The sequence below is a fragment of the Streptomyces sp. NPDC048473 genome (assembly GCF_043200155.1).
Lineage (GTDB): Bacteria > Actinomycetota > Actinomycetes > Streptomycetales > Streptomycetaceae > Streptomyces.
This window is the reverse complement of the sequence record NZ_JBICXE010000021.1, coordinates 23,655-43,728: the sequence shown is the minus strand read 5'-3', so window position 1 is coordinate 43,728 and position 20,074 is coordinate 23,655. Positions and strand designations below refer to the sequence as shown.

General features: G+C 71.4%; 17 protein-coding genes and 1 riboswitch. Of the genes, 12 read left to right on the top strand and 5 right to left on the bottom strand.

The annotated features are described in order from the left end of the window. Positions 1-15 precede the first annotated feature (15 nt). The 3 genes from ACGFU7_RS28580 (at position 16) to ACGFU7_RS28570 (ending at position 3,684) form a co-directional block, all read left to right on the top strand. A complete protein-coding gene (locus tag ACGFU7_RS28580) occupies positions 16-1,398 on the top strand; it encodes a M16 family metallopeptidase (protein ID WP_393699554.1) in 1,383 nt (460 codons plus the stop codon). A gap of 360 nt (positions 1,399-1,758) precedes the next feature. Then, positions 1,759-1,925, top strand: a riboswitch (cyclic di-AMP (ydaO/yuaA leader). A gap of 13 nt (positions 1,926-1,938) precedes the next feature. Beyond that, the gene (locus ACGFU7_RS28575) at positions 1,939-2,745 is read left to right on the top strand and encodes a M23 family metallopeptidase (RefSeq protein WP_393699438.1); all 807 of its coding nucleotides are present in this window, start codon (positions 1,939-1,941) and stop codon (positions 2,743-2,745) included. Positions 2,746-2,970: 225 nt separating this feature from the next. After that, positions 2,971-3,684 (top strand): GntR family transcriptional regulator, encoded by a 714-nt coding sequence (locus ACGFU7_RS28570; RefSeq protein ID WP_393699436.1) that lies wholly within the window; start codon positions 2,971-2,973, stop codon positions 3,682-3,684. Between the two features lie 142 nt (positions 3,685-3,826). Here ACGFU7_RS28570 and ACGFU7_RS28565 read toward each other — a convergent pair whose 3' ends face one another. Then, positions 3,827-4,108 carry an HPr family phosphocarrier protein gene (locus ACGFU7_RS28565; protein WP_393699435.1) on the bottom strand — a complete coding sequence of 94 codons (282 nt, stop codon included), beginning with the start codon at positions 4,106-4,108 and terminating at the stop codon, positions 3,827-3,829. A gap of 172 nt (positions 4,109-4,280) precedes the next feature. Here ACGFU7_RS28565 and ACGFU7_RS28560 point away from each other — a divergent pair, with 172 nt between their 5' ends. The 5 genes from ACGFU7_RS28560 (at position 4,281) to ACGFU7_RS28540 (ending at position 10,789) form a co-directional block, all read left to right on the top strand. Then, positions 4,281-7,235, top strand: a complete 2,955-nt coding sequence (locus ACGFU7_RS28560) for a GNAT family N-acetyltransferase (RefSeq protein ID WP_393699433.1) — start codon at positions 4,281-4,283, stop codon at positions 7,233-7,235. 129 nt (positions 7,236-7,364) lie between these two features. Next, entirely contained in the window at positions 7,365-7,961 is a 597-nt protein-coding gene (locus ACGFU7_RS28555; RefSeq protein WP_093898945.1) for a DUF5998 family protein, read from the top strand. Beyond that, on the top strand, positions 7,961-9,148 hold the full coding sequence (locus ACGFU7_RS28550; protein ID WP_393699431.1) for an alkaline phosphatase family protein: 1,188 nt from the start codon (positions 7,961-7,963) through the stop codon (positions 9,146-9,148). The genes ACGFU7_RS28555 and ACGFU7_RS28550 overlap by 1 nt, the downstream gene beginning before the upstream one ends. 68 nt (positions 9,149-9,216) lie before the next feature. Then, positions 9,217-9,867, top strand: coding sequence for a thymidine kinase (locus tag ACGFU7_RS28545; RefSeq protein WP_393699429.1), 651 nt, complete (start codon positions 9,217-9,219; stop codon positions 9,865-9,867). A 43-nt stretch (positions 9,868-9,910) separates the two neighbouring features. Beyond that, entirely contained in the window at positions 9,911-10,789 is an 879-nt protein-coding gene (locus ACGFU7_RS28540) for a PaaX family transcriptional regulator C-terminal domain-containing protein (protein ID WP_393699427.1), read from the top strand. A 20-nt stretch (positions 10,790-10,809) separates the two neighbouring features. Here the strand turns inward: ACGFU7_RS28540 and ACGFU7_RS28535 are convergent, their stop codons facing one another. Further along, positions 10,810-11,586: a VOC family protein gene (locus ACGFU7_RS28535; RefSeq protein ID WP_393699425.1), complete on the bottom strand. Its 777-nt coding sequence runs from the start codon at positions 11,584-11,586 to the stop codon at positions 10,810-10,812. 233 nt (positions 11,587-11,819) lie between these two features. Here ACGFU7_RS28535 and ACGFU7_RS28530 point away from each other — a divergent pair, with 233 nt between their 5' ends. Beyond that, positions 11,820-12,647, top strand: a complete 828-nt coding sequence (locus ACGFU7_RS28530) for a sulfurtransferase (protein WP_393699424.1) — start codon at positions 11,820-11,822, stop codon at positions 12,645-12,647. A gap of 188 nt (positions 12,648-12,835) precedes the next feature. Here ACGFU7_RS28530 and sepH read toward each other — a convergent pair whose 3' ends face one another. After that, complete coding sequence (gene sepH, locus ACGFU7_RS28525) at positions 12,836-13,897, bottom strand: septation protein SepH (RefSeq protein ID WP_393699423.1); 1,062 nt, start codon at positions 13,895-13,897, stop codon at positions 12,836-12,838. Positions 13,898-14,394: 497 nt separating this feature from the next. On the opposite strand from sepH, the gene ACGFU7_RS28520 reads away from it, so the two are divergent. Then, positions 14,395-15,348, top strand: a complete 954-nt coding sequence (locus ACGFU7_RS28520; RefSeq protein WP_393699421.1) for a hypothetical protein — start codon at positions 14,395-14,397, stop codon at positions 15,346-15,348. Positions 15,349-15,361: 13 nt separating this feature from the next. On the opposite strand, the gene ACGFU7_RS28515 is transcribed toward ACGFU7_RS28520, so the two are convergent. Both ACGFU7_RS28515 and ACGFU7_RS28510 read right to left on the bottom strand, forming a co-directional pair. Then, positions 15,362-16,684, bottom strand: coding sequence for a D-arabinono-1,4-lactone oxidase (locus ACGFU7_RS28515; RefSeq protein ID WP_393699419.1), 1,323 nt, complete (start codon positions 16,682-16,684; stop codon positions 15,362-15,364). Further along, positions 16,641-17,888 (bottom strand): MFS transporter, encoded by a 1,248-nt coding sequence (locus tag ACGFU7_RS28510; RefSeq protein ID WP_393699418.1) that lies wholly within the window; start codon positions 17,886-17,888, stop codon positions 16,641-16,643. Before ACGFU7_RS28510 ends, ACGFU7_RS28515 begins: the two co-directional genes overlap by 44 nt. A 153-nt stretch (positions 17,889-18,041) precedes the next feature. Between ACGFU7_RS28510 and ACGFU7_RS28505 the strand changes: the two genes are divergently transcribed. Together ACGFU7_RS28505 and ACGFU7_RS28500 are read left to right on the top strand one after the other, a co-directional pair. Further along, positions 18,042-19,169, top strand: a complete 1,128-nt coding sequence (locus tag ACGFU7_RS28505; protein ID WP_393699416.1) for a ferrochelatase — start codon at positions 18,042-18,044, stop codon at positions 19,167-19,169. A gap of 35 nt (positions 19,170-19,204) precedes the next feature. After that, positions 19,205-20,023, top strand: a complete 819-nt coding sequence (locus tag ACGFU7_RS28500; RefSeq protein WP_393699414.1) for an inositol monophosphatase family protein — start codon at positions 19,205-19,207, stop codon at positions 20,021-20,023. Positions 20,024-20,074: the final 51 nt, after the last annotated feature.

Here is a 20,074-nt window from a genome sequence, read left to right as displayed (position 1 = left end):
GCGACTGGAGTTTCGATGCAGTACCACCCACAGCCCGCCCCCGGCGTCGCCCGCCCCTGGGCCTTCCCCGCGCCGGAGCGCGGCGCCCTGCCCAACGGCCTCACGGTGCTGCGCTGCCACCGCCCCGGCCAGCAGGTCGTGGCAGTCGAGATCTTCCTCGACGCCCCGCTGGACGCCGAGCCCGAGGGCCTCGACGGCGTGGCCACGATCATGTCGCGGGCGCTGTCCGAGGGCACCGACAAGCACACCGCCGAGGAGTTCGCCGCCGAGCTGGAGCGCTGCGGCGCCACCCTCGACGCGCACGCCGACCACCCCGGTGTCCGGGTCTCCCTGGAGGTCCCGGCCTCCCGGCTGGCCAAGGCGCTCGCGCTGGTCGCCGAGGCGCTGCGGGCGCCCGCCTTCGCCGACAGCGAGATCGAACGGCTGGTACGCAACCGGCTCGACGAGATCCCGCACGAGCAGGCCAACCCGGCCCGGCGCGCCGCCAAGCAGCTCTCCAAGGAGCTCTTCCCGGCCGCGGCGCGGATGTCGCGCCCGCGCCAGGGCACCGAGGAGACGGTGGAGCGGATCGACTCGGCAGCTGTGCGTGCCTTCTTCGACGCTCACATCCGGCCGTCCACGGCGACCGCCGTGATCGTCGGTGACCTCACCGGCATCGACCTGGACGCCCTGCTCGCCGACACCCTCGGCGACTGGTCGGGAGACACCGCCGAGCCACGTCCCGCCCCGCCGATCACCGCCGACGACACCGGCCGAGTGGTGATCGTCGACCGTCCGGGCGCGGTGCAGACGCAGCTGCTGATCGGCCGGATCGGCGCCGACCGGCACGACAGCGTGTGGCCGGCCCAGGTGCTGGGCACGTACTGCCTGGGCGGCACGCTCACCTCCCGGCTGGACCGTGTGCTGCGCGAGGAGAAGGGCTACACCTACGGCGTACGGGCCTTCGCCCAGGTGCTGCGGTCGTCGGCCCCGGATTCCGCCTCGGGGGCGACCGGTGCCGCGATGCTCGCCATCAGCGGATCGGTGGACACGGAGTCCACCGGACCGGCGCTGAAGGACCTGTGGACGGTCCTGCGGACCCTGGCGGCCGAGGGGCTGACCGATGAAGAGCGCGAGACGGCCGTGCAGAACCTCGTGGGTGTCGCACCGCTGAAGTTCGAGACGGCGGCCTCGGTCGCGGGCACCCTCGCCGACCAGGTCGAGCAGCACCTCCCGGACGACTACCAGGCACAGCTGTACGCCCGGCTCGCGGAGACCGGCACGGTCGAGGCGACCGCAGCGGTGGTCAACGCCTTCCCGGGCGACCGGCTGGTCACGATCCTTGTCGGTGACGCGGCGCAGATCGAGGAGCCGATCCGGGCCCTGGGCGTCGGAGAGGTGTCGGTGGTCGCCGGCTGACGGGCGTACCCGTCGTGGACGCCGGACGATCGTCCGGCCCGCCGCGGGCGACGGCCGACCGGCCGCCCTGTCGCGTGTGACAGTTCACCGGTCGACTGTCACGTTCGACCGAGCACCAGCCGCACCGGCAGCGCTGACCAGTCCACCGACCCGTCATATGTCCGCATACCGGGACAGAAGGAAGACCCCTGTGAGTCAGATCTCGTCGGGGTCTTCCTTTTTGTCCGTTTTGGTGGGGAGGTTGCCTGTCTGCCCTGTGGGATGCGCTACAAAACGGCCTGTCCGTTTGGTGAATGAAAGTGACCCCGCTTAGCGTCGGCTGGGCTGTCCGTCACTCGTATGCCGCATCCGTGACGTACCGGGCAGCCATCGCCGAGTCCCCGTCAGGCGCGAGCCTGGGGAGCCGGGGACCCATGAAGTCCCTGGGGTGAATCGGATGCCTGAGCCTCGGTGAGGCCGGGGCGTCCGTAGGAGACCTTCCTGCTCCGAACCCGTCAGCTAACCCGGTAGGCGAGAAGGAAGGAAAGGATCAGCCACTTCATGGCGTTCACCCGTGCCACCGGGAAGCATCGTGCCCCGAACCGTCTGACGCGCAGGAGCGCGAAGATCGCCGGCGTCGCGGCTCTGGCCACCACCGGCGTCATCGGCGGCATGGCCTCTCCGGCCCTCGCCGCGGACGCCTCCGTCAGCGACACCGGTCTCAACCAGGTCATCGCCATCGAGGGCGCCCTCGCCGACCAGATCGACGCCCAGGCCGACGCGCAGAAGCACCAGGCCGATGTCGCGGCCAAGGCGAGGGCGGAGGCCCAGCGGAAGGCCGAGGCCAAGAAGAAGGCCGAAGCCAGGAAGAAGGCGGAGGCGAAGGCCGACGCCAAGCGCGCGGCCGAGGCACGCGCCGAGAAGGCCCGCGCCGCCCGGTCCGCCGAGCGCACCCGCCTGGGCTCCTTCCAGCTCCCGGTCGCCGGTTCGTACGTCACCACCGGTTACAAGTCCAGCGGCTCGCTCTGGTCCTCCGGCAGCCACTCGGGCATCGACTTCCACGCCGCGTCCGGCAGCTCCGTCGTCGCCGTCGGCGCCGGTACGGTCGTCGAGGCGGGCTGGGGCGGCGCGTACGGCAACAACATCGTGCTCCGGATGACGGACGGCACGTACACGCAGTACGGCCACCTCTCCTCGATCGGTGTCTCCGTCGGCCAGAGCGTCGGCGCGGGCCGGCAGATCGGCCTCTCCGGCTCGACCGGCAACTCCACCGGACCACACCTCCACTTCGAGGCCCGGACCACACCGTCGTACGGCTCCGACATGGACCCCGTCGCGTACCTGCGCGCCCACGGCGTCAACGTCTGACCGACGCTCCACCCGCAGCACCCCCGAAGGCCCCGGCAGCACGCCGGGGCCTTCGCCGTACCCGGCCCCGCGCCCGCCCGCAGTACCTGCCCGCCGAACCGTCCTGTGGCCAAAAGATATTCATGGATTTACACCCGGCATCGGAAATGCGGCCGCATTGCAATAGAGTCACGGAAGAGGCGTCGGTCGGCCGCGTTTCGCGGGGATTAAGGCGGAGGTTCGGACATGCGTATTCCGGCGCATTCGGTATGCACGGCGATCCGTGACGACATCGTCTCCGGTGTCTTCGAACGCGGCAGCCGGCTCACCGAGGAGTTGCTGGCGCGTCGTTACGGGGTCTCCCGTGTCCCGGTACGGGAAGCGCTGCGCACCCTGGAGTCCGAGGGCTTCGTGGTCACCCGCCGGCACGCGGGCGCCTGCGTCGCCGAGCCCACCGAGCAGGAGGCCGCCGACCTCCTGGAGGTCCGGATGCTGCTGGAGCCGCTGGGCGCCGCGCGCGCCGCGCAGCGCCGCACCGAGGCACATCTCAAGGTGTTGCGCGGTCTGGTCAGACTCGGCCAGGAGCGGGCCCGGCGGGGCGAGGGGGAGGATCTGCGCTCGCTGGGCGGCTGGTTCCACGAGACGCTGGCGCAGGCCTCCGGCAGTCCAGGGCTGATCGCGCTGCTCACCCAGCTCCGGCACAAGATCGCCTGGATGTACACGGTCGAGCAGCCGGCCCGGCCGGTGGATTCCTGGGCCGAGCACGGAGCCATCGTGGACGCGGTGGTGCGGGGTGACGCGGAACGGGCCAGGGCGCTGGCCACCCAGCATGCCGAACGGGCCGCGGCCGCTCACCGGCTGCGCCGCACCGACAGGCCGGGCCGCCGGCCCGCCGCCTCCCGCGCCGACCGGGTGAGGACTTCGCAACATTCCGTAAACACCACGGGCGTTCGGCATTAACAATTACGCCGTATACAAAGAGTCGTAACTCTGTGAGGGCTTTCTTTGGGCTGCCCGAATTCGCTCCGGTCGTCCCGGGTCAGGAAAGCGAAAAAGCCGCAGCCCCGAATATGGGTGCCGCGGCTCTCTCGCAGAAAATGGTTCAGACGGTCTCCGGAAGCTCATCCAGCCCTTCGGCAACCAGCTTCGCCAGACGGTCCAGGGCGGCTTCGGAGTCGTCGGCCTCGGATGCGAGCACGATCTCCTCGCCACCGTGCGCTCCGAGACCGAGCACCGCGAGCATGGAGGCGGCGTTCACCGGGTTGCCGTCGGCCTTGGAGATCGTCACGGGGACGCCGGAAGCCGTGGCGGCACGGACGAAGATGGAAGCGGGGCGGGCGTGCAGGCCCTCGGACCAACCGACGTTGACGCGGCGCTCAGCCATGGTTCTGCCCTTCACGAATCAATGGTTGTCTAGACCAGTCTCTCATGTGGTGCGCGATGCTCCGGCCGACTCGCGGCACGCCCACAACCCGTGCTGTACCGCCGATCAGCCCCCTCAGACTGCCCCGGCGCCAAGACCTACGCGACCGCTGACGGAGCCGTAGTCTTTGCGCATGCAGCCCTCGCCGGAGCAGAGTCCGCATCACGCGTACCCCGACCACTGGGAAGCGGACGTGGTCCTCCGCGACGGAGGAACCGCCCGGATCAGGCCCATCACCACGGGCGACGCCGAACGGCTGGTCAGCTTCTACGAGCAGGTCTCCGACGAGTCGAAGTACTACCGCTTCTTCGCCCCGTATCCGCGTCTGTCCGACAGGGACGTGCACCGCTTCACCCATCACGACTACGTCGACCGGGTGGGGCTCGCGGTCACGGTCGGCGGCGAGTTCATCGCGACCGTCCGCTACGACCGGATCGACGAGCGGGGCCGGGCCGCTTCCGCGCCCGCCGACGAGGCCGAGGTCGCCTTCCTCGTCCAGGATGCGCATCAGGGCCGGGGTGTGGCCTCGGCGCTCCTCGAACACATCGCGGCCGTCGCCCGCGAGCGCGGCATCCGCCGCTTCGCGGCCGAGGTGCTGCCCGCCAACAACAAGATGATCAAGGTGTTCCGGGACGCCGGGTACACCCAGCAGCGCAGCTTCGAGGACGGCTCCGTCCATCTCACCCTGGACCTCGAACCGACTGCCGAGTCCCTCGCCGTCCAGCGCGGCCGTGAGCAGCGGGCCGAGGCGCGCTCCGTGCAACGGCTGCTCGCCCCCGGATCCGTCGCCGTCATCGGCGCAGGCCGCACTCCCGGTGGGGTCGGCCGCACGGTCCTGCGCAACCTCCTCGGGGCCGGCTTCACCGGCCGTACGTACGCCGTGAACCGCGCCTTCGCCGCGGACCAGGGCACGATCGACGGTGTCCCCGCCCACCGTTCCATCGGCGAGATCGACGAACCGGTCGACCTCGCGGTCGTCGCCGTCCCCGCCGACCGGGTTCCGGAGGCCGTCGCCGACTGCGGTGAACACGGCGTCCAGGGCCTGGTCGTCCTCTCCGCCGGATACGCCGAATGGGGCGCCGAAGGCAGGGAACGGCAGCGCGAACTGGTCCGCCAGGCCCGCTCGTACGGTATGCGGATCATCGGTCCGAACGCCTTCGGCCTCATCAACAACGCCGAGGCCGTCCGGCTGAACGCCTCCCTCGCCCCCGAGCCGCCCGCCCCCGGGCGCATCGGCCTCTTCACCCAGTCCGGAGCGATCGGCATTGCGCTGCTCTCCGGGCTCTACCGGCGCGGCGCCGGCCTCTCCACCTTCATCTCCGCGGGCAACCGCGCCGACATCTCGGGCAACGACTTCCTGCAGTACTGGTACGAGGACCCGGACACCGATGTCGCCCTGCTGTACCTCGAATCGCTCGGCAACCCCCGCAAGTTCACCCGCCTCGCGCGGCGCACCGCGGCCGTGAAGCCGGTGGTCGTGGTGAAGGGCGCCCGGCACAGCGGCTCCACCCCGCCCGGCCACGCGGTGCCGGTCAGCCGGATCCCGGACGCGACGGTCTCAGCGCTCATGCGGCAGGCGGGCGTGATCCGCGTCGACACCGTGACGGAAATGGTCGACGCGGGTCTCCTGCTCGCCGATCAGCCCCTCCCGGCGGGCCCGCGCGTCGCGATCCTCGGCAACTCCGAGTCGCTCGGCCTGCTCACGTACGACGCCTGCCTGGCCGAGGGGCTGCGCCCGCGCCCGCCCCGCGACCTCACCACCGCCGCCACCCCGCAGGACTTCCGGGACGCCCTGGCCGAAGCCCTCGCCGACGAGGGCTGCGACTCGGTGGTCGTGACGGCGATCCCGTGGGTGGGCGAGAACGGCGAGGCGGAATCGGGCGACGGAGAGGTGCTGGCGACCGCGCTGCACGCCGCCGCCGCGGCCGGTCCCGCCAAGCCGGTGGCCGTCGTCCATGTGGAGATCGGCGGCCTGGCGGAGGCCCTCGCCGCGGCCACCAGCACGGTCGCGCTGCCGCGCCCTTCGGCACAGCCCTCCGCAGCCGCGACGTCCCCGCGCACCGGAGCCGCCACCGCGACCGGCCCCGACCCTGCGCACACCCCCTCGGCACCCGGCACCGCCCCCGGAACCGCCACATCCACCGCCGCCACCGACGGCCCCGGTACTGCCACCACCGGCGCGGACAGCAACGACGGCCCCGGCCCCCGTATCGGCCGCATCCCCGCCTACCCCGCCGCCGAGCGGGCCGTGCGTGCCCTGGCCGAAGCGGTGAGGTACGCGCAGTGGCGACGGCAGGCCGCCGTGCCCGGCAAGGTGCCCGAGTTCCTCGACGACACCATCGACGAGCCGGGCACCGCCGACCTGATCGACGCCCTCCTCGGCCCCGACCCCGACCCGCGGGGCAGGCCGCTCGCACCCGACGAGGCGCGCGAACTCCTGGGCCGCTACGGCATCACCGTACGACCGACGCTTCCGGCCCCCGACCCGGAAACCGCTGTCGTCGCGGCGGCGCAGCTCGGCTATCCCGTGGCGCTCAAGACCACCGCGCCCCATCTGCGCCACCGCGCCGATCTCGGCGGTGTCCGGCTGGACCTCGCCAACGAGAGCGCGTTGCGCCGGGCGTACGGCGAGCTGACCGACCTGCTCGGCAAGCCCGCCGAGCTCCAGCCCGTCGTCCAGGCCATGGCACCGCGCGGTGTCGACACCGTCGTACGGGCCACGATCGACCCGGCGGCGGGTGCCGTCCTCTCCTTCGGGCTCGCAGGCGCGCCCTCCGAACTTCTCGGCGACACCGCCCACCGCCTCGTTCCGGCCACCGACCGCGATGCCGCCGAGCTGATCCGGTCCATCCGGGCGGCCCCGGTGCTGTTCGGCTGGCGCGGCGCGGCGCCCGTGGACACCGCGGCGCTCGAAGAGCTGCTGCTGCGGGTGTCCCGGCTGGTCGACGACCATCCCGAGGTGGTCTCCATCGCCCTGGAACCGGTCGTGGTCGCCACCCAGGGGCTGACCGCCCTCGGTGCGAGCGTCCGGCTCTCGCCGCCCCCGGCCCGCACCGACCTCGGTCCCCGCCGCCTCCCCAACTACTGACCGGGAGCGCACCGTTTCGTCCCCGATCGCCGGACAGGCGCGAAAGCGGGTCCCTTCACCGCTCGGGCCCCGGTCCCCCCTGCCGCACAACGTCCCCGGCAGTCATCCGCCCCCCGTAGGATGGTCCTCATGGCAAAGACCGGTACGACGACCCAGGGGCTGCGCGCGGCGATCGAGCGCAGCGGCTACTACCCGGCCCTCGTGGCCGAGGCGGTGGAGGCCGCCGTGGGCGGTGAGCCGGTCGCTTCGTACCTGGTGCACCAGGAGACCACCTTCGACTCCAACGAGGTGCGCCGCCACGTCACGGTCCTGGTCCTGACGGACAACCGTTTCATCGTCAGCCACACCGACGAGCAGAACGCGGACACCAGCTCCCCGACGCCGTACGCCACCACGTCCACCGAGTCGGTCAAGCTCGACCGGATCTCGTCGGTCGTGGTCAGCCGCGTCGTGGCCAACCCCGAGAAGTACGTACCGGGCACGCTGCCCCGCGAGGTCGTCCTCACCATCGGCTGGGGTGCGGTCTCCCGGATCGACCTGGAGCCGGCCGCCTGCGGCGACCCCAACTGCGAGGCCGACCACGGTTACACCGGCAGCTCCACCGCCGACGATCTGAGCCTGCGGGTCAGCGAGGCCGGTGACGGCCCGGACACCGTGCGTCAGACCCTCGCCTTCGCCCAGGCGCTCTCCGAGGCCACGGCCGCGACCGCGGCGACCGGCCGCTGATGGCCCAGCCGGCCTGGCAGGACCCCGTTCTGCTCCCCGTCGACACCGCTCCCGTCCCGGAGTACGGCAGCGGCTCGCTCTCGGATCTGCTGCCCACGCTCGCCGCAGGACAGGGCGTACCCGGCTTCACCGCCGCGATCCCCGAACTCACCCCCGCCGACCGGAACTGCGTGTTCCTGATCGACGGTCTCGGCTGGGAGCAGATCAAGGCCCACCCGGACGAGGCACCGTTTCTGCACTCCCTGCTGCCCACCTCGCGCGGCGGCACCGGCCGTCCGATCACGGCGGGCTTCCCGGCCACCACCGCGACCTCACTGGCCTCGGTCGGTACCGGACTTCCGCCGGGGGAGCACGGCCTTCCCGGCTACACCGCGCGCAATCCGGAGACCGGCGAGCTGATGAACCAGCTCCGCTGGCAGCCCTGGACCTCGCCGAAGGCCTGGCAGCCTTACCCCACCGTCTTCAAGCTCGCCGACGCCGCGGGTGTGCGCACCGCCCAGGTCTCCGCCCCCGCCTTCGAGCAGACCCCGCTCACCAAGATCGCGCTCAGCGGGGGCTCGTTCCTCGGCCGGCTGTCCGGCGAGGAGCGGATGGACGTCGCCGCCGAACGGCTCGCCGCAGGTGACCGTTCGCTCGTCTACACGTACTACAGCGAGGTCGACGGCAAGGGCCACCGCTTCGGCGTCGACTCCGACGCCTGGCGCGGACAGCTGATGTACGTGGACGGCCTGGCCCGGCGGCTGGCCGAACAGCTCCCGCCCCGCTCGGCGCTGTACATAACCGCCGACCACGGCATGATCGACATCCCCTTCGACGAGCAGTCCCGGATCGACTTCGACGAGGACTGGGAGCTGCGCGCGGGCGTCGCCCTGCTCGGCGGCGAGGGCCGGGCCCGTCATGTGTACGCCGTCCCGGGGGCCGAGAACGATGTGCTGACCGTCTGGCGGGAAGTGCTCGGCGAGCAGTTCTGGGTGGCGAGCCGGGACGAGGCGATAGCGGCCGGCTGGTTCGGCCCGAAGATCGACGAACGTGTCCACGGCAGGATCGGCGACGTCGTCGCGGCGGCCCACGACGACGTGGTGATCACCGCCTCCGTCAATGAGCCGCACGAGTCCGTGATGGTCGGAATGCACGGCTCGATGACCCCCGTCGAGCAGCTCGTCCCGCTGCTCGAAGTACGCTCGTAACCGCGTTTTCCCTCGCCAGCCTTCCCCACCACCGTGCTTCGCCCCGCCCGAAAGGTGCTCAGCCCCTCATGCCCGAGCTTGTGTTCTTCTCCGGAACGATGGACTGCGGAAAGAGCACGCTGGCGCTGCAGATCGGCCACAACCGTTCGGCGCGCGGCCTGCAAGGCGTGATCTTCACCCGTGACGACCGGGCGGGGGAAGGCAAGCTCTCCTCACGGCTGGGGCTGGTCACCGAGGCCGTCGAGGCCGATGAGGGCATGGATCTGTACGCGCACCTCGTCGACCTCATCAGCCGGGGCGGCCGGGCGGACTACGTGATCGTGGACGAGGCGCAGTTCCTGGCTCCCGTCCAGATCGACCAGCTCGCCCGTATCGTCGACGACCTCGGCATGGACGTCTTCGCGTTCGGCATCACCACCGACTTCCGGACCAAGCTGTTCCCCGGATCCCAGCGGCTGATCGAACTGGCCGACCGGGTCGAGACGCTCCAGGTCGAGGCGCTCTGCTGGTGCGGTGCACGGGCCACACACAACGCCCGTACGGTCGGCGGCGAGATGGTCGTCGAAGGCGCCCAGGTGGTCGTGGGAGACGTCAACCAGCAGGCGGGCGAGGTCGGTTACGAGGTGCTGTGCCGACGTCACCACCAGCGCAGGACGACCAGCGCGAGCGCCCGCGCGGGCGCGCTCTCGCCGGACGTGCTGCCCGTCACCTCTGCCTGAACCGTCCCCTCGGGCGTCCGGTGCGGATGCTTAGGATGACGCTGTGAACACGGTGAGCGGAAAAGAGGCCGAGTCCGAATCGGGCCCGCTGGGCAAGGTGCAGCCGAGGCAGCTGATCGTGACGGTCTACGGGCTGTACTCGCGCGACACCGACGGCTGGATGTCCGTGGCCTCGCTGATCCAGCTGCTCGCCGACCTCGGTGTCGAGGGGCCGACCGTACGGTCCTCGGTCTCCCGGCTGAAGCGCGCCGGACTGCTCGAAGCCGAATCGGTGTCCGGAGCGGCCGGATACCGGATCTCACCCGAGACCGAGCGGATTCTGCGCGACGGCGATCCGCGGATCTTCGCGGCCCGGAGGGCCACCGTGAACGAGGGCTGGGTGCTGGTCGTCTTCTCCGTGCCCGAGTCCGAACGCGCCAAGCGCCACACCCTGCGCACCCAGCTGACCCGGCTCGGCTTCGGTTCCGTGTCCGCCGGGGTGTGGATCGCACCGGGACATGTGCACGACGAGGCGGAGGACATGCTGGCCCGGCACGGGCTGCGCTCGTACGCCGACCTCTTCCGGGCTGACTATCTGTCGGTGGGCGGGGGCAAGGACGGCAGCGGGGACCTTGCGGCGAAGGTGCGCTCCTGGTGGGACACCGCCCGGCTGCAGCAGCTGTACGTCGAATTCCTTGCGGTGCACCGTCCGGTGGCCGAGCGGATCGCGATCGCAGGTCCGGTGACGGACCCCGAGGCGTTCACGACGTACATCAGGGTCCTCACCGACTGGCGCCGGCTTGTCTACCTCGACCCCGGTGTCGCACGTGAACTGCTGCCCACCGAGTGGAGCGGCACCGAGGCGTCCGAGCTCTTCGACGAGCTGCACGCCCGGCTGGCAGGCCCCGCCCATCGGCATGTCGAACGGGTCCGGACCGGCTGACCCGCCCCGCAGCCCGCGGCTCAGGGAGCGGCCGACCGTACGATCGTGAACACCGCGCCCTCCGGGTCGGCCACGGTCGCCACCCGGCCGCTCGACCCTTCCCGGGGCGGCTGCAGAATGTGTCCGCCGAGCTCCACCACGCGATGCGCGGCCTCATCGGTGTCGTTGACCTCGAAGTACGTCATCCAGTGCGGGCCGCGGTCCCGCGGCAGGGCACGGCCGACGCCGTGCAGCGAGGCCACCGGACGGCCGTCCAGATGCAGGGTCTGATAGTCGAAGTCGGCCGAGACGACCGCCTCCGCCTCGTAGCCGAAAACCGTCTGGTAGAACTTGCAGACCATTGATGTCTCCTGGGTCACCAGCTCGTTCCAGACCGGGGTGCCATGGGTTCCGGCGAGCGCCGTACCGATGTGCGCGGCGGCCTGCCAGATCCCGAAGACCGCGCCGCTGGGGTCGGAGGCGATGGCGAGCCGGCCCGCCTCGCCCGCGTCGAGCGGTCCGACGGCGACCGTGCCGCCGCAGGAGCGGATCACCTCCGCCGTGACATCGGCGTCGTCGGTGGCCAGATAGGTCGTCCAGGCGACCGGCAGATGGCGGTCGGGCGGCAGCTGCCCGATGCCCGCGACCACTTTCCCGTCGATCAGCGCGCGGACGTAAGGACCCAGCTGGTCCGGACCCGGCACGAACTCCCAGCCGAACAGGTCGGCGTAGAAGTCCTGGGTCGTGCTCAGGCCGTGCACGATCAGACTCACCCAGCAAGGTGTTCCGGGCGTGCGCCGGGCGGCAGCCTCGGTCATCGTCACTCTCTCCTCGGACCATCGTGGTGGCCGTACGGGGGGAACGGGGCCGGTGTGCCGTCATGCGGTACAGGATGTGTACGCCCCGTGCAGATGCTTGCACCACCCGGCGCACGATGTGCCCCGGCCGCGCCGCACTTTTCGGGATCTCGAAAGAGAGAGGCCGTTTTAATGCGATACGTCCGTTTCGAAGGTGTTACGGGTGGGGCGGCTCCTGCGCGAGGATGGCACCCATGAAGCCCATCATCACCGCATCCGAATGTGTGAGCGAGTCGGCGGGGCCACGTCCGCCGGTGCTCCTGGACGTACGTTGGCAGCTGGGCGGCCCGCACGGCCGTCCCGACTACGAGGCCGGTCACATCCCCGGCGCGGTCTTTGTCGATCTTGATGCGGAACTTGCCGGTCCGGCAGGCAGCGGCGGCCGTCATCCGCTGCCCGATCCGGAGGAATTCGGCGCGGTGATGCGCCGAGCCGGTGTCTCCCGGGACACTCCGGTGGTTGTGTACGACGGCGGCCAGGGCTGGGCGGCGGCGCGCGCCTGGTGGCTGCTGCGCTGGACGGGGCACGAGGACGTCCGGGTCCTGGACGGCGGTCTCGCGGCCTGGAAGGGGGAGCTCCGGACGGAGATCCCGACCCCGGCCGAGGGCGACTTCCGGCCCGTACCCGGCGCTCTGCCGTTGCTGGACGCGGACGGGGCGGCGGCGCTGGCCCGCTCGGGTCTGCTGCTCGACGCGCGAGCCGCCGAACGCTACCGGGGCGATGTGGAGCCGATCGACCGCGTGGGCGGCCATATCCCGGGTGCCGTCTCGGCCCCGACCTCCGAGAACGCGGGGGACGACGGCCGATTCCTGCCCGCAAAGTCGCTGGCGGCCCGCTTCGAGGGGCTCGGCGCCGACCGGGCGCCGGAGGTGGGCGTCTACTGCGGCTCCGGGGTCTCCGGCGCCCATGAGGTGCTGGCCCTGGCCGTCGCCGGGATCCCCGCGGCGCTGTACGCGGGCTCCTGGTCCGAGTGGTCCGGCGACGAGTCCCGCCCTGTCGCGAAGGGCCCCGCCCCCCAGTGACGGAGCGCGCACCGGCCCGAGCGTACGGAACCGCCGTAACAGGTTCCGTACGCGCATGGCATGAGCGGCGCACACGATTCGAGGGGCACACGCGGCACGAGCGGCGCGCACGGCACGAGGCCCGCATGCCGCACGAGGGCCCGTACGCAGCGGCGTACGGGCCCTCCTCATGCTGCGGTCACCCCGCCTCAGTCCTGCTTCTTCCGGCGCGTACCGAAGACGATCTCGTCCCAGCTCGGCACGGCGGCCCGGCGGCCCGGTCGGACGCCGTCCGCCTCGGCCTGGCGGTCCGTCGTCCCGGTCAGCCGGTCGCGATGACCGGCCACCGCTCGCGGCATCAGCACATCCGCATAGGCGGAACCGGCGCCTGCGGAGGCTGCCGCGGCCGGCGGCTCATCGGCCTGCGGCTCCTGCACGGCGGGCTCGATGGCCGGAGGCCCGGGCGGTGCGGGCCGCTCCGGCACCACCATGTCGCCGCGGAAGCTCGGTACCGCCTCCAGCAGGCTGGTCAGCGAATCGCGCTCGCCGGCCGAGATGCCGCCGATGTGCTCCTCCAGCTCGGGTGCGGGGGCCGTGGGGCGCTCCATCTGGCGGTCCAGGGCACGGTCCAGCGGCCGGTCGCGGGGCAGCCGGGCGATCCGGGGCACGAACGGGAAGCTCGGCTCGGGCGCAGCGACGTCGTCGGTCTCGCCGATCAGCGAACGCGCCTCGTCGTCCACGGCCTGGACCAGCCGACGCGGCGCGTCGTACGTCCAGCTCGCCGAGTGCGGCTCGCCCGCGACCCGGTAGACCAGCAGGACTTCCCAGGTGCCGTCGTCACGGCGCCAGGAGTCCCACTGGACGGTCTCCTTGTCGGCGCCGCGCAGCAGCAGTCGCTCCTGCACCGCCTCGCCGAGCTGGGGGCCGGCGTTCTCGCCGGGACGGCGCACAGGAGTCTTCCGGGCCCGCTCGGCCATGAAGGCGCGTTCCGCGAGCACGGGGCCCTCGAAACGGCGGACACGGTCGACCGGAATCCCGGCGAACTGAGCGACCTCCTCCGCGGAGGCACCGGCTCGTATCCGGGCCTGGATGTCGCGGGGACGGAGGTGGCTCTCCACCTCGATCTCGATCTGACCGAGCCGCGCGCGGTCGTTGCGCACGGCGGCTCGCAGCCGCTCGTCGATCGGAAGCGTGTACTCCGTGCTGTCCGCAGCCTTGAGCACCAGTCGTGTGCCGTCGTTGGAGACGGCCACGACACGCAGTTCGGGCATGGGGACCTCCCGGGTGGTGCCTGCCGACGTCACGTGCGTCGCTGCTTCCGCTAGTCGAGTGTGGCCTGCCCGGGTGCAGCCTGCCACAACATTGCCGTGTTGCCCGGCGTGTCGGGCGTGAGCCCTTGATCGCCGGTATGACACGGTGACCTATTGTGCAACACAAAGTGACCAATGGTCACTCTGTGTAGTCAGTCTCCGTGCGATGCCGTGGCGCCGCCGGATCGAGTGCCTCCTTCGGCCCCCTCCCGAAGGTCCCGGACACCCACGCGGGAGTCCGGCCTCAGGGCTCGCCACAGTACTCCATTCGGGCCATGTGGGTGGACCGCCGCGCCGCCGAAGTTCTCGTGAGGTGCGGGAGTTGAGCTACCCGGCCGGGTGCGGAATGACCTTCGTGCGTGTTCTGCTTCACAGAATCCCCCTAAGCGGAACTATTCACTTCGCTCAAATGTCCCTTCCTGTTGCATGGTGGGAGAGATGTCAATCAAGGGCTGGAAATGGTGCAGAAGCCGGAAAGTGACATAGAACCCAAAGGAAGGCGTATAGATCTGAGCCTGCCGCAGGTGGCGGGCAGCGCCGTGGCAGCAATCGCGGCAGCGGTGGCGGCCTCCCAACTGGGCGTGTACGGAACGATCCTCGGCGCCGGAGTGATGAGCGTCGTCGCCACGTGCGGCGGTTCGGTCTTCCAGCACTTCTTCCGTCGCACGGGGGAGCAGATCCGCGAGGTCACGGTCCAGGTGAAGCACCCTGGCCGTGAGGTGACCGTACATACGCGTGAGACGGGTGGTGCGCGCGAGGTCACGACCGTGCGGCGCGGGACGGACGCCACGACCGTACTGCGCAACGTGGCGGACGATCCGGACCATACGCAGCTGCTGAGGCCGCTCGACAGGACCCAGTTGCTCACCACGGGACGCCCGGACCCGGACGAGGAGTTCTCCGAAGCCACCACCCACGGCACCCGTATCCGCGGCTGGAAGCGGTCGGCGCTCGGGGCGGTCGTGGTCTTCGCCGTGACGATGGCCGGCATCACCACATTCGAGCTGATCTCCGGCAACGACCTGAGCGGTGGCGGGGGAACGACCGTCGGCTCCGTCGTACGCGGCGGGGAGCGGGGCTCCGGGTCGAACGACCCGGCGCCGGCGACCAGCACCGACCCCGGCCAGGGGCAGACCCCGGGCCAGGAGAGCGGCGCGACGCCCGGTACGGACTCGCAGGGCGGACAGAGCCGGAACCCGGACTCCGGTCAGGGCGACGGTTCCTCGGCCGATGCGACGCCCAGCCCCACGCCGTCCGACAACACCGGTGGCCGCACGAGTCCTTCTCCGGCGACCACGCCCTCCCCGGCAGCGCCCGGCGACGGTGGCACAGCCGCACCGGACCCCACGGGCGCGGGTGACGCCCCGGTGCAGGGCGACCGCGCGACCACGGGCACGGACACCGGGCAGTGAACGGCCGCGACGCTCAGTCGCCCAGCACCCGGCGCAGATAGTCGTTGCCGAAGAGCCGGTCCGGGTCCAGCCGGTCGCGTACGGCGGTGAACTCGCCGAACCGCGGGTACACCCCGGCGAGGTACTCGGCGTCGCGAGTGTTGACCTTGCCCCAGTGCGGGCGGCCGGCGTGGGCGGTCATGATCTGCTCGACCGCCGTGAAGTACGCCTGGTAGGGCGTGCCCTTGTACAGATGGACGGCGATGTACGCGCTCTCCCGGCCCGAGGCCGTGGAGAGCGCGATGTCGTCCGTGGGGGCGGTACGGACCTCCACCGGGAAGCTGATCCGCAGCGGCGAACGCTCGACCATCGCCTTGACCTCGCGCAGCGCCTCCACGGCGGCCTCGCGCGGCAGCGCGTACTCCATCTCCACGAAGCGGACCCGGCGCGGACTGGTGAAGACCTTGTACGGGATGTCGGTGTACGTACGGGCCGACAGGGCGCGGCTGGAGAGCTTGGCGATCGACGGAATGGTGGCGGGGACCGCCCGGCCGAGCGAACAGGCCACCTGGAAGATCCCGTTGGAGAGGAGTTCGTCGTCGATCCAGCCGCTGACCTTTCCGGGCGGGGCGGCGGGGCCCGCGCTGCGGTTGTTGCGCTTGGTGTTGCAGTTGCCGGTGTGCGGGAACCAGTAGAACTCGAAGTGCTCGTTCTCGGCGACCAGCTCGTCGAAGCCGTTCGTGACCCGGTCGAAGCTCATGGGCTCCTCACGGGCCGTCAGCAGGAAGACCGGCTCCACGGCGAAGGTGATCGCCGTGACGACACCCAGGGCGCCGAGCCCGATCCGGGCGACGGCGAAGATGTCGGCGTTCTCCTTCTCCGAACAGGTGAGCACCGTGCCGTCGGCCGTGACCAGTTCGAGGGCGCGGATCTGCGCGGATATGGACGCCGAGTCGCGGCCGGTGCCGTGGGTGCCGGTCGAGGTGGCGCCGGCGACGGTCTGCTCCATGATGTCGCCCATGTTGGTGAGCGACAGGCCCTCCCGAGCCAGGGCGGTGTTCAGCCGCTTCAGCGGGGTGCCTGCCTCGACGGTCACCGTCATCGCCTCGCGGTCGATCTCCCGGATGCCGGTGAGCAGATCCGGGCGGATCAGCACACCGTCGGTGGCCGCTGTCGCGGTGAAGGAGTGCCCGGTGCCGACCGGCTTCACCCTCAGACCGTCCTCGGACGCCCGGCGCAGCACCTCGGCGAGCTCCGCCACGGAGGCGGGGGACACGGCCCGTACCGGACGGGCGCTGACGTTCCCCGCCCAGTTACGCCACGCGCTCGTCGTCGTCCGTGCGTCGGTGTCGGTCATCTTCCCCGCGCCCTTCCGTAGGCTCCGGCCCGCTGAGCCGGCGATACCCCAGGAACGCCACCGCGGCCGCGAGCGCTCCCGCCACGGCGGGCACCGCGTACCCCGCCTCGGCTCCGGATGCGTCGACCACCCAGCCGGCGGCCGAGGAGCCGAGCGCCACACCGACGGCGAGCCCGGTACCGGTCCAGGTCATGCCCTCGGTCAGCTTGGTGCGCGGTACGTGCTGTTCGACGAGGGCCATGGTGGTGACCATCGTCGGTGCGATGGCGAGGCCCGCGACAAAGAGCGCCACGGCCAGAAACGGGAGGTTCCCGGCCAGTTGGAGGGGGATCATACTCACGGCCATCGCGCACACCCCCACCAGCCACCGGGTGGACGGCTTCCCCTTGAGGTGCAGCAGTCCGAAGACCGCTCCGGCCAGGCAGGACCCCAGCGCGTACACGGCCAGCACGAGGCTCGCCGCGGCCTTGTGACCCTGCTCCTCGGCGAAGGCCACCGTCACCACGTCGACCGCCCCGAAGATCGCGCCGGTCGCCACGAACGTGACCACGAGCACCTGGAGGCCCCGGGAGCGCAGCGGGGTGCCGCCGGTGTGCTGCTCGCGCGGATGCGGCACAGGCTCGGTGGCGCGCTGCGCGGTCAGCCAGAAGACACCGACCAGCAGGAACCCGGCGGCGAGAAGCGGCCCCGCCTCGGGGAACCAGGCGGTGGACAGACCGATCGAGATGATCGGCCCGAAGATGAAGCACACCTCGTCGACGATCGACTCCCACGAGTACGCGGTGTGCAGCTGCTGCGGCGAACCGTGGTAGATATCCGCCCAACGGGCCCGGATCATCGAACCCACGCTGGGGACGCAGCCGGCGCCCGCCGCGAAGACGAAGAGCGTCCAGTCCGGCAGCCGCTGCTGCGCGCAGATCAGGAGACCGGCCACCGCCGCCAGCGCGACGAGGGTGGCGGGACGCAGGACGCGGCGCTGCCCGTGCCGGTCGACGAGCCGGGAGATCTGCGGTCCGATCACCGCCGCCGACATCGCCAGCGTCGCGGAGAGCGCGCCGGCGAGCCCGTAACGGCCGGTGAGCTGGGAAACCATGGTCACCACACCGATGCCCATCATGGACAGCGGCATCCGGCCGAGGAATCCGGCCGCCGAGAACCCCTTGGTGCCGGGGGCGGCGAAAATCGCGCGGTAGGGACTGGGCAAGGAGGGCTCCGGAACAGCGTGATCGCACGCGCCTGTAATGCGTGAACGTAGCCGATACAGCTTACGGTCGGGGTGATCCGTCCGACACCGGGGTGGGCCGGGGAGGCGATGTCGGTGGGAGCGCTGTCCGCGGCGAGTGGCAGGATCGATGCCATGTCCGATCTGCGCGATCCCGCTTCCTACGACGCCCTGCTGCTGCTCTCCTTCGGCGGCCCCGAAGGCCCGGACGACGTGGTCCCGTTCCTGGCGAACGTGACCCGTGGGCGTGGCATCCCCGAGGAGCGGCTGAAGGAGGTCGGCAAGCACTACTTCCTGTTCGGCGGCGTCAGCCCGATCAACGCCCAGAACAGAGCCCTGCTGGACGCCCTGCGCAAGGACTTCGCGGAGCACGGACTCGATCTGCCGGTGTACTGGGGCAATCGCAACTGGGCGCCGTACCTCACCGACACCCTGCGCGAGATGACCGCGGACGGACACCGCCGCATCGCCGTCCTCGCCACCAGCGCCTACGCCTCCTACTCCGGCTGCCGGCAGTACCGCGAGAACCTTGCCGAGTCACTGGCCGCGCTGGAGGCCGAGGGGTTGCCGGTGCCCCGGGTCGACAAGCTCCGGCACTACTTCAACCATCCCGGGTTCGTACGGCCCATGGTGGACGGCGTCCTCGCCTCCCTGGCCGACCTCCCCGAGGACGTACGGGCCGGGGCACACCTCGCCTTCACCACGCACTCCATCCCCACCTCCGCCGCCGACACATCCGGCCCCGTGGAGGACCACGGCGACGGCGGCGCCTATGTCGCCGAACATCTCGACGTCGCCCGCCTGATCGTCGACGCGGTGCGCGAGGAGACCGGCGTCGAGTACCCCTGGCAGCTCGTCTACCAGTCGCGCAGCGGCGCCCCGCACATCCCGTGGCTGGAGCCCGACATCTGCGACCACCTGGAGACGCTGCACGGCGAAGGCGTCCCCGCCGTGGTGATGGCCCCCATCGGTTTCGTCTCGGACCACATGGAAGTGCTGTACGACCTCGACACGGAGGCCACCGCGAAGGCCGCCGAGCTCGGACTTCCGGTGCGCAGGTCCGCGACCGTGGGCGCCGACCCGCGGTTCGCCGCGGCCGTGCGCGAACTGGTGCTGGAGCGCGCCGCCACCGAGCAGGGGCGAGGCATGCAGCGGTGCGCACTGGGCGCGCTCGGCCCGAGCCATGACCTCTGCCCGGTCGGCTGCTGCCCGGCCCGGGCCCTCAAGCCCGCCGCCGCGGGCGCCGACAGCCCGTACGCGTAAGCCCCTGCCGCACGCCTAGAGACCCCTGGAGCGCCGTGACCGACCCGAACCTGTCCGAACTGCTCGACCTCGCCCTGGAGGCCGCCCGCCGCGCCGGTGCGCTGCTGCGCGACGGCCGCCCGGCCGATCTGGGGGTGGCCGCGACCAAGTCCAGCCCGATCGACGTCGTCACCGAGATGGACATCGCCGCCGAGAAGCTGATCACCGGCTTCCTCGCCGAACGCCGCCCCCAGGACGGCTTCCTCGGCGAGGAAGGGGCGAGCGCGGAGGGCAGCAGCGGTATCCGCTGGGTCATCGACCCGCTCGACGGCACCGTGAACTACCTGTACGGACTGCCGACCTGGGCCGTCTCCATCGCCGCCGAACAGGACGGCGAGCGGGTCGTGGGCGTGGTGGAGGCCCCTATGCGCCGTGAGACGTACCAGGCGGTGCTCGGCGGCGGCGCGTTCGCGAAGGGCGGTGTGTACGGCGAAGGCACCGCGCTGCGCTGCCGGCCCGCGCCGCCGCTCGACCAGGCGCTCGTCTCGACCGGCTTCAACTACGTCAGCCACGTCCGTACGCACCAGGCGGACGTGGCCCAGAAGCTGATCCCGCGGCTGCGCGACATCCGGCGCGGCGGCTCCGCCGCCGTGGACCTCTGCGATGTGGCGTCCGGCCGTCTCGACGGCTACTACGAGCGTGGGCTCCACCCGTGGGACCTGGCGGCCGGTGACCTCATCGCCCGCGAGGCGGGCGCCCGCACCGGCGGCCGTCCCGGGCTGCCTGCCGACGGTGATCTGACGGTCGCCGCGACGCCGGGGGTCTTCGAGCCGCTGCAGGGCCTCCTGGAGGAGCTCGGAGCCTGGCACGACTAGAACCGGTCGACCGGGTCCTTCCGGCGCGCGAGAAGGGCCCCTGACGCCGGT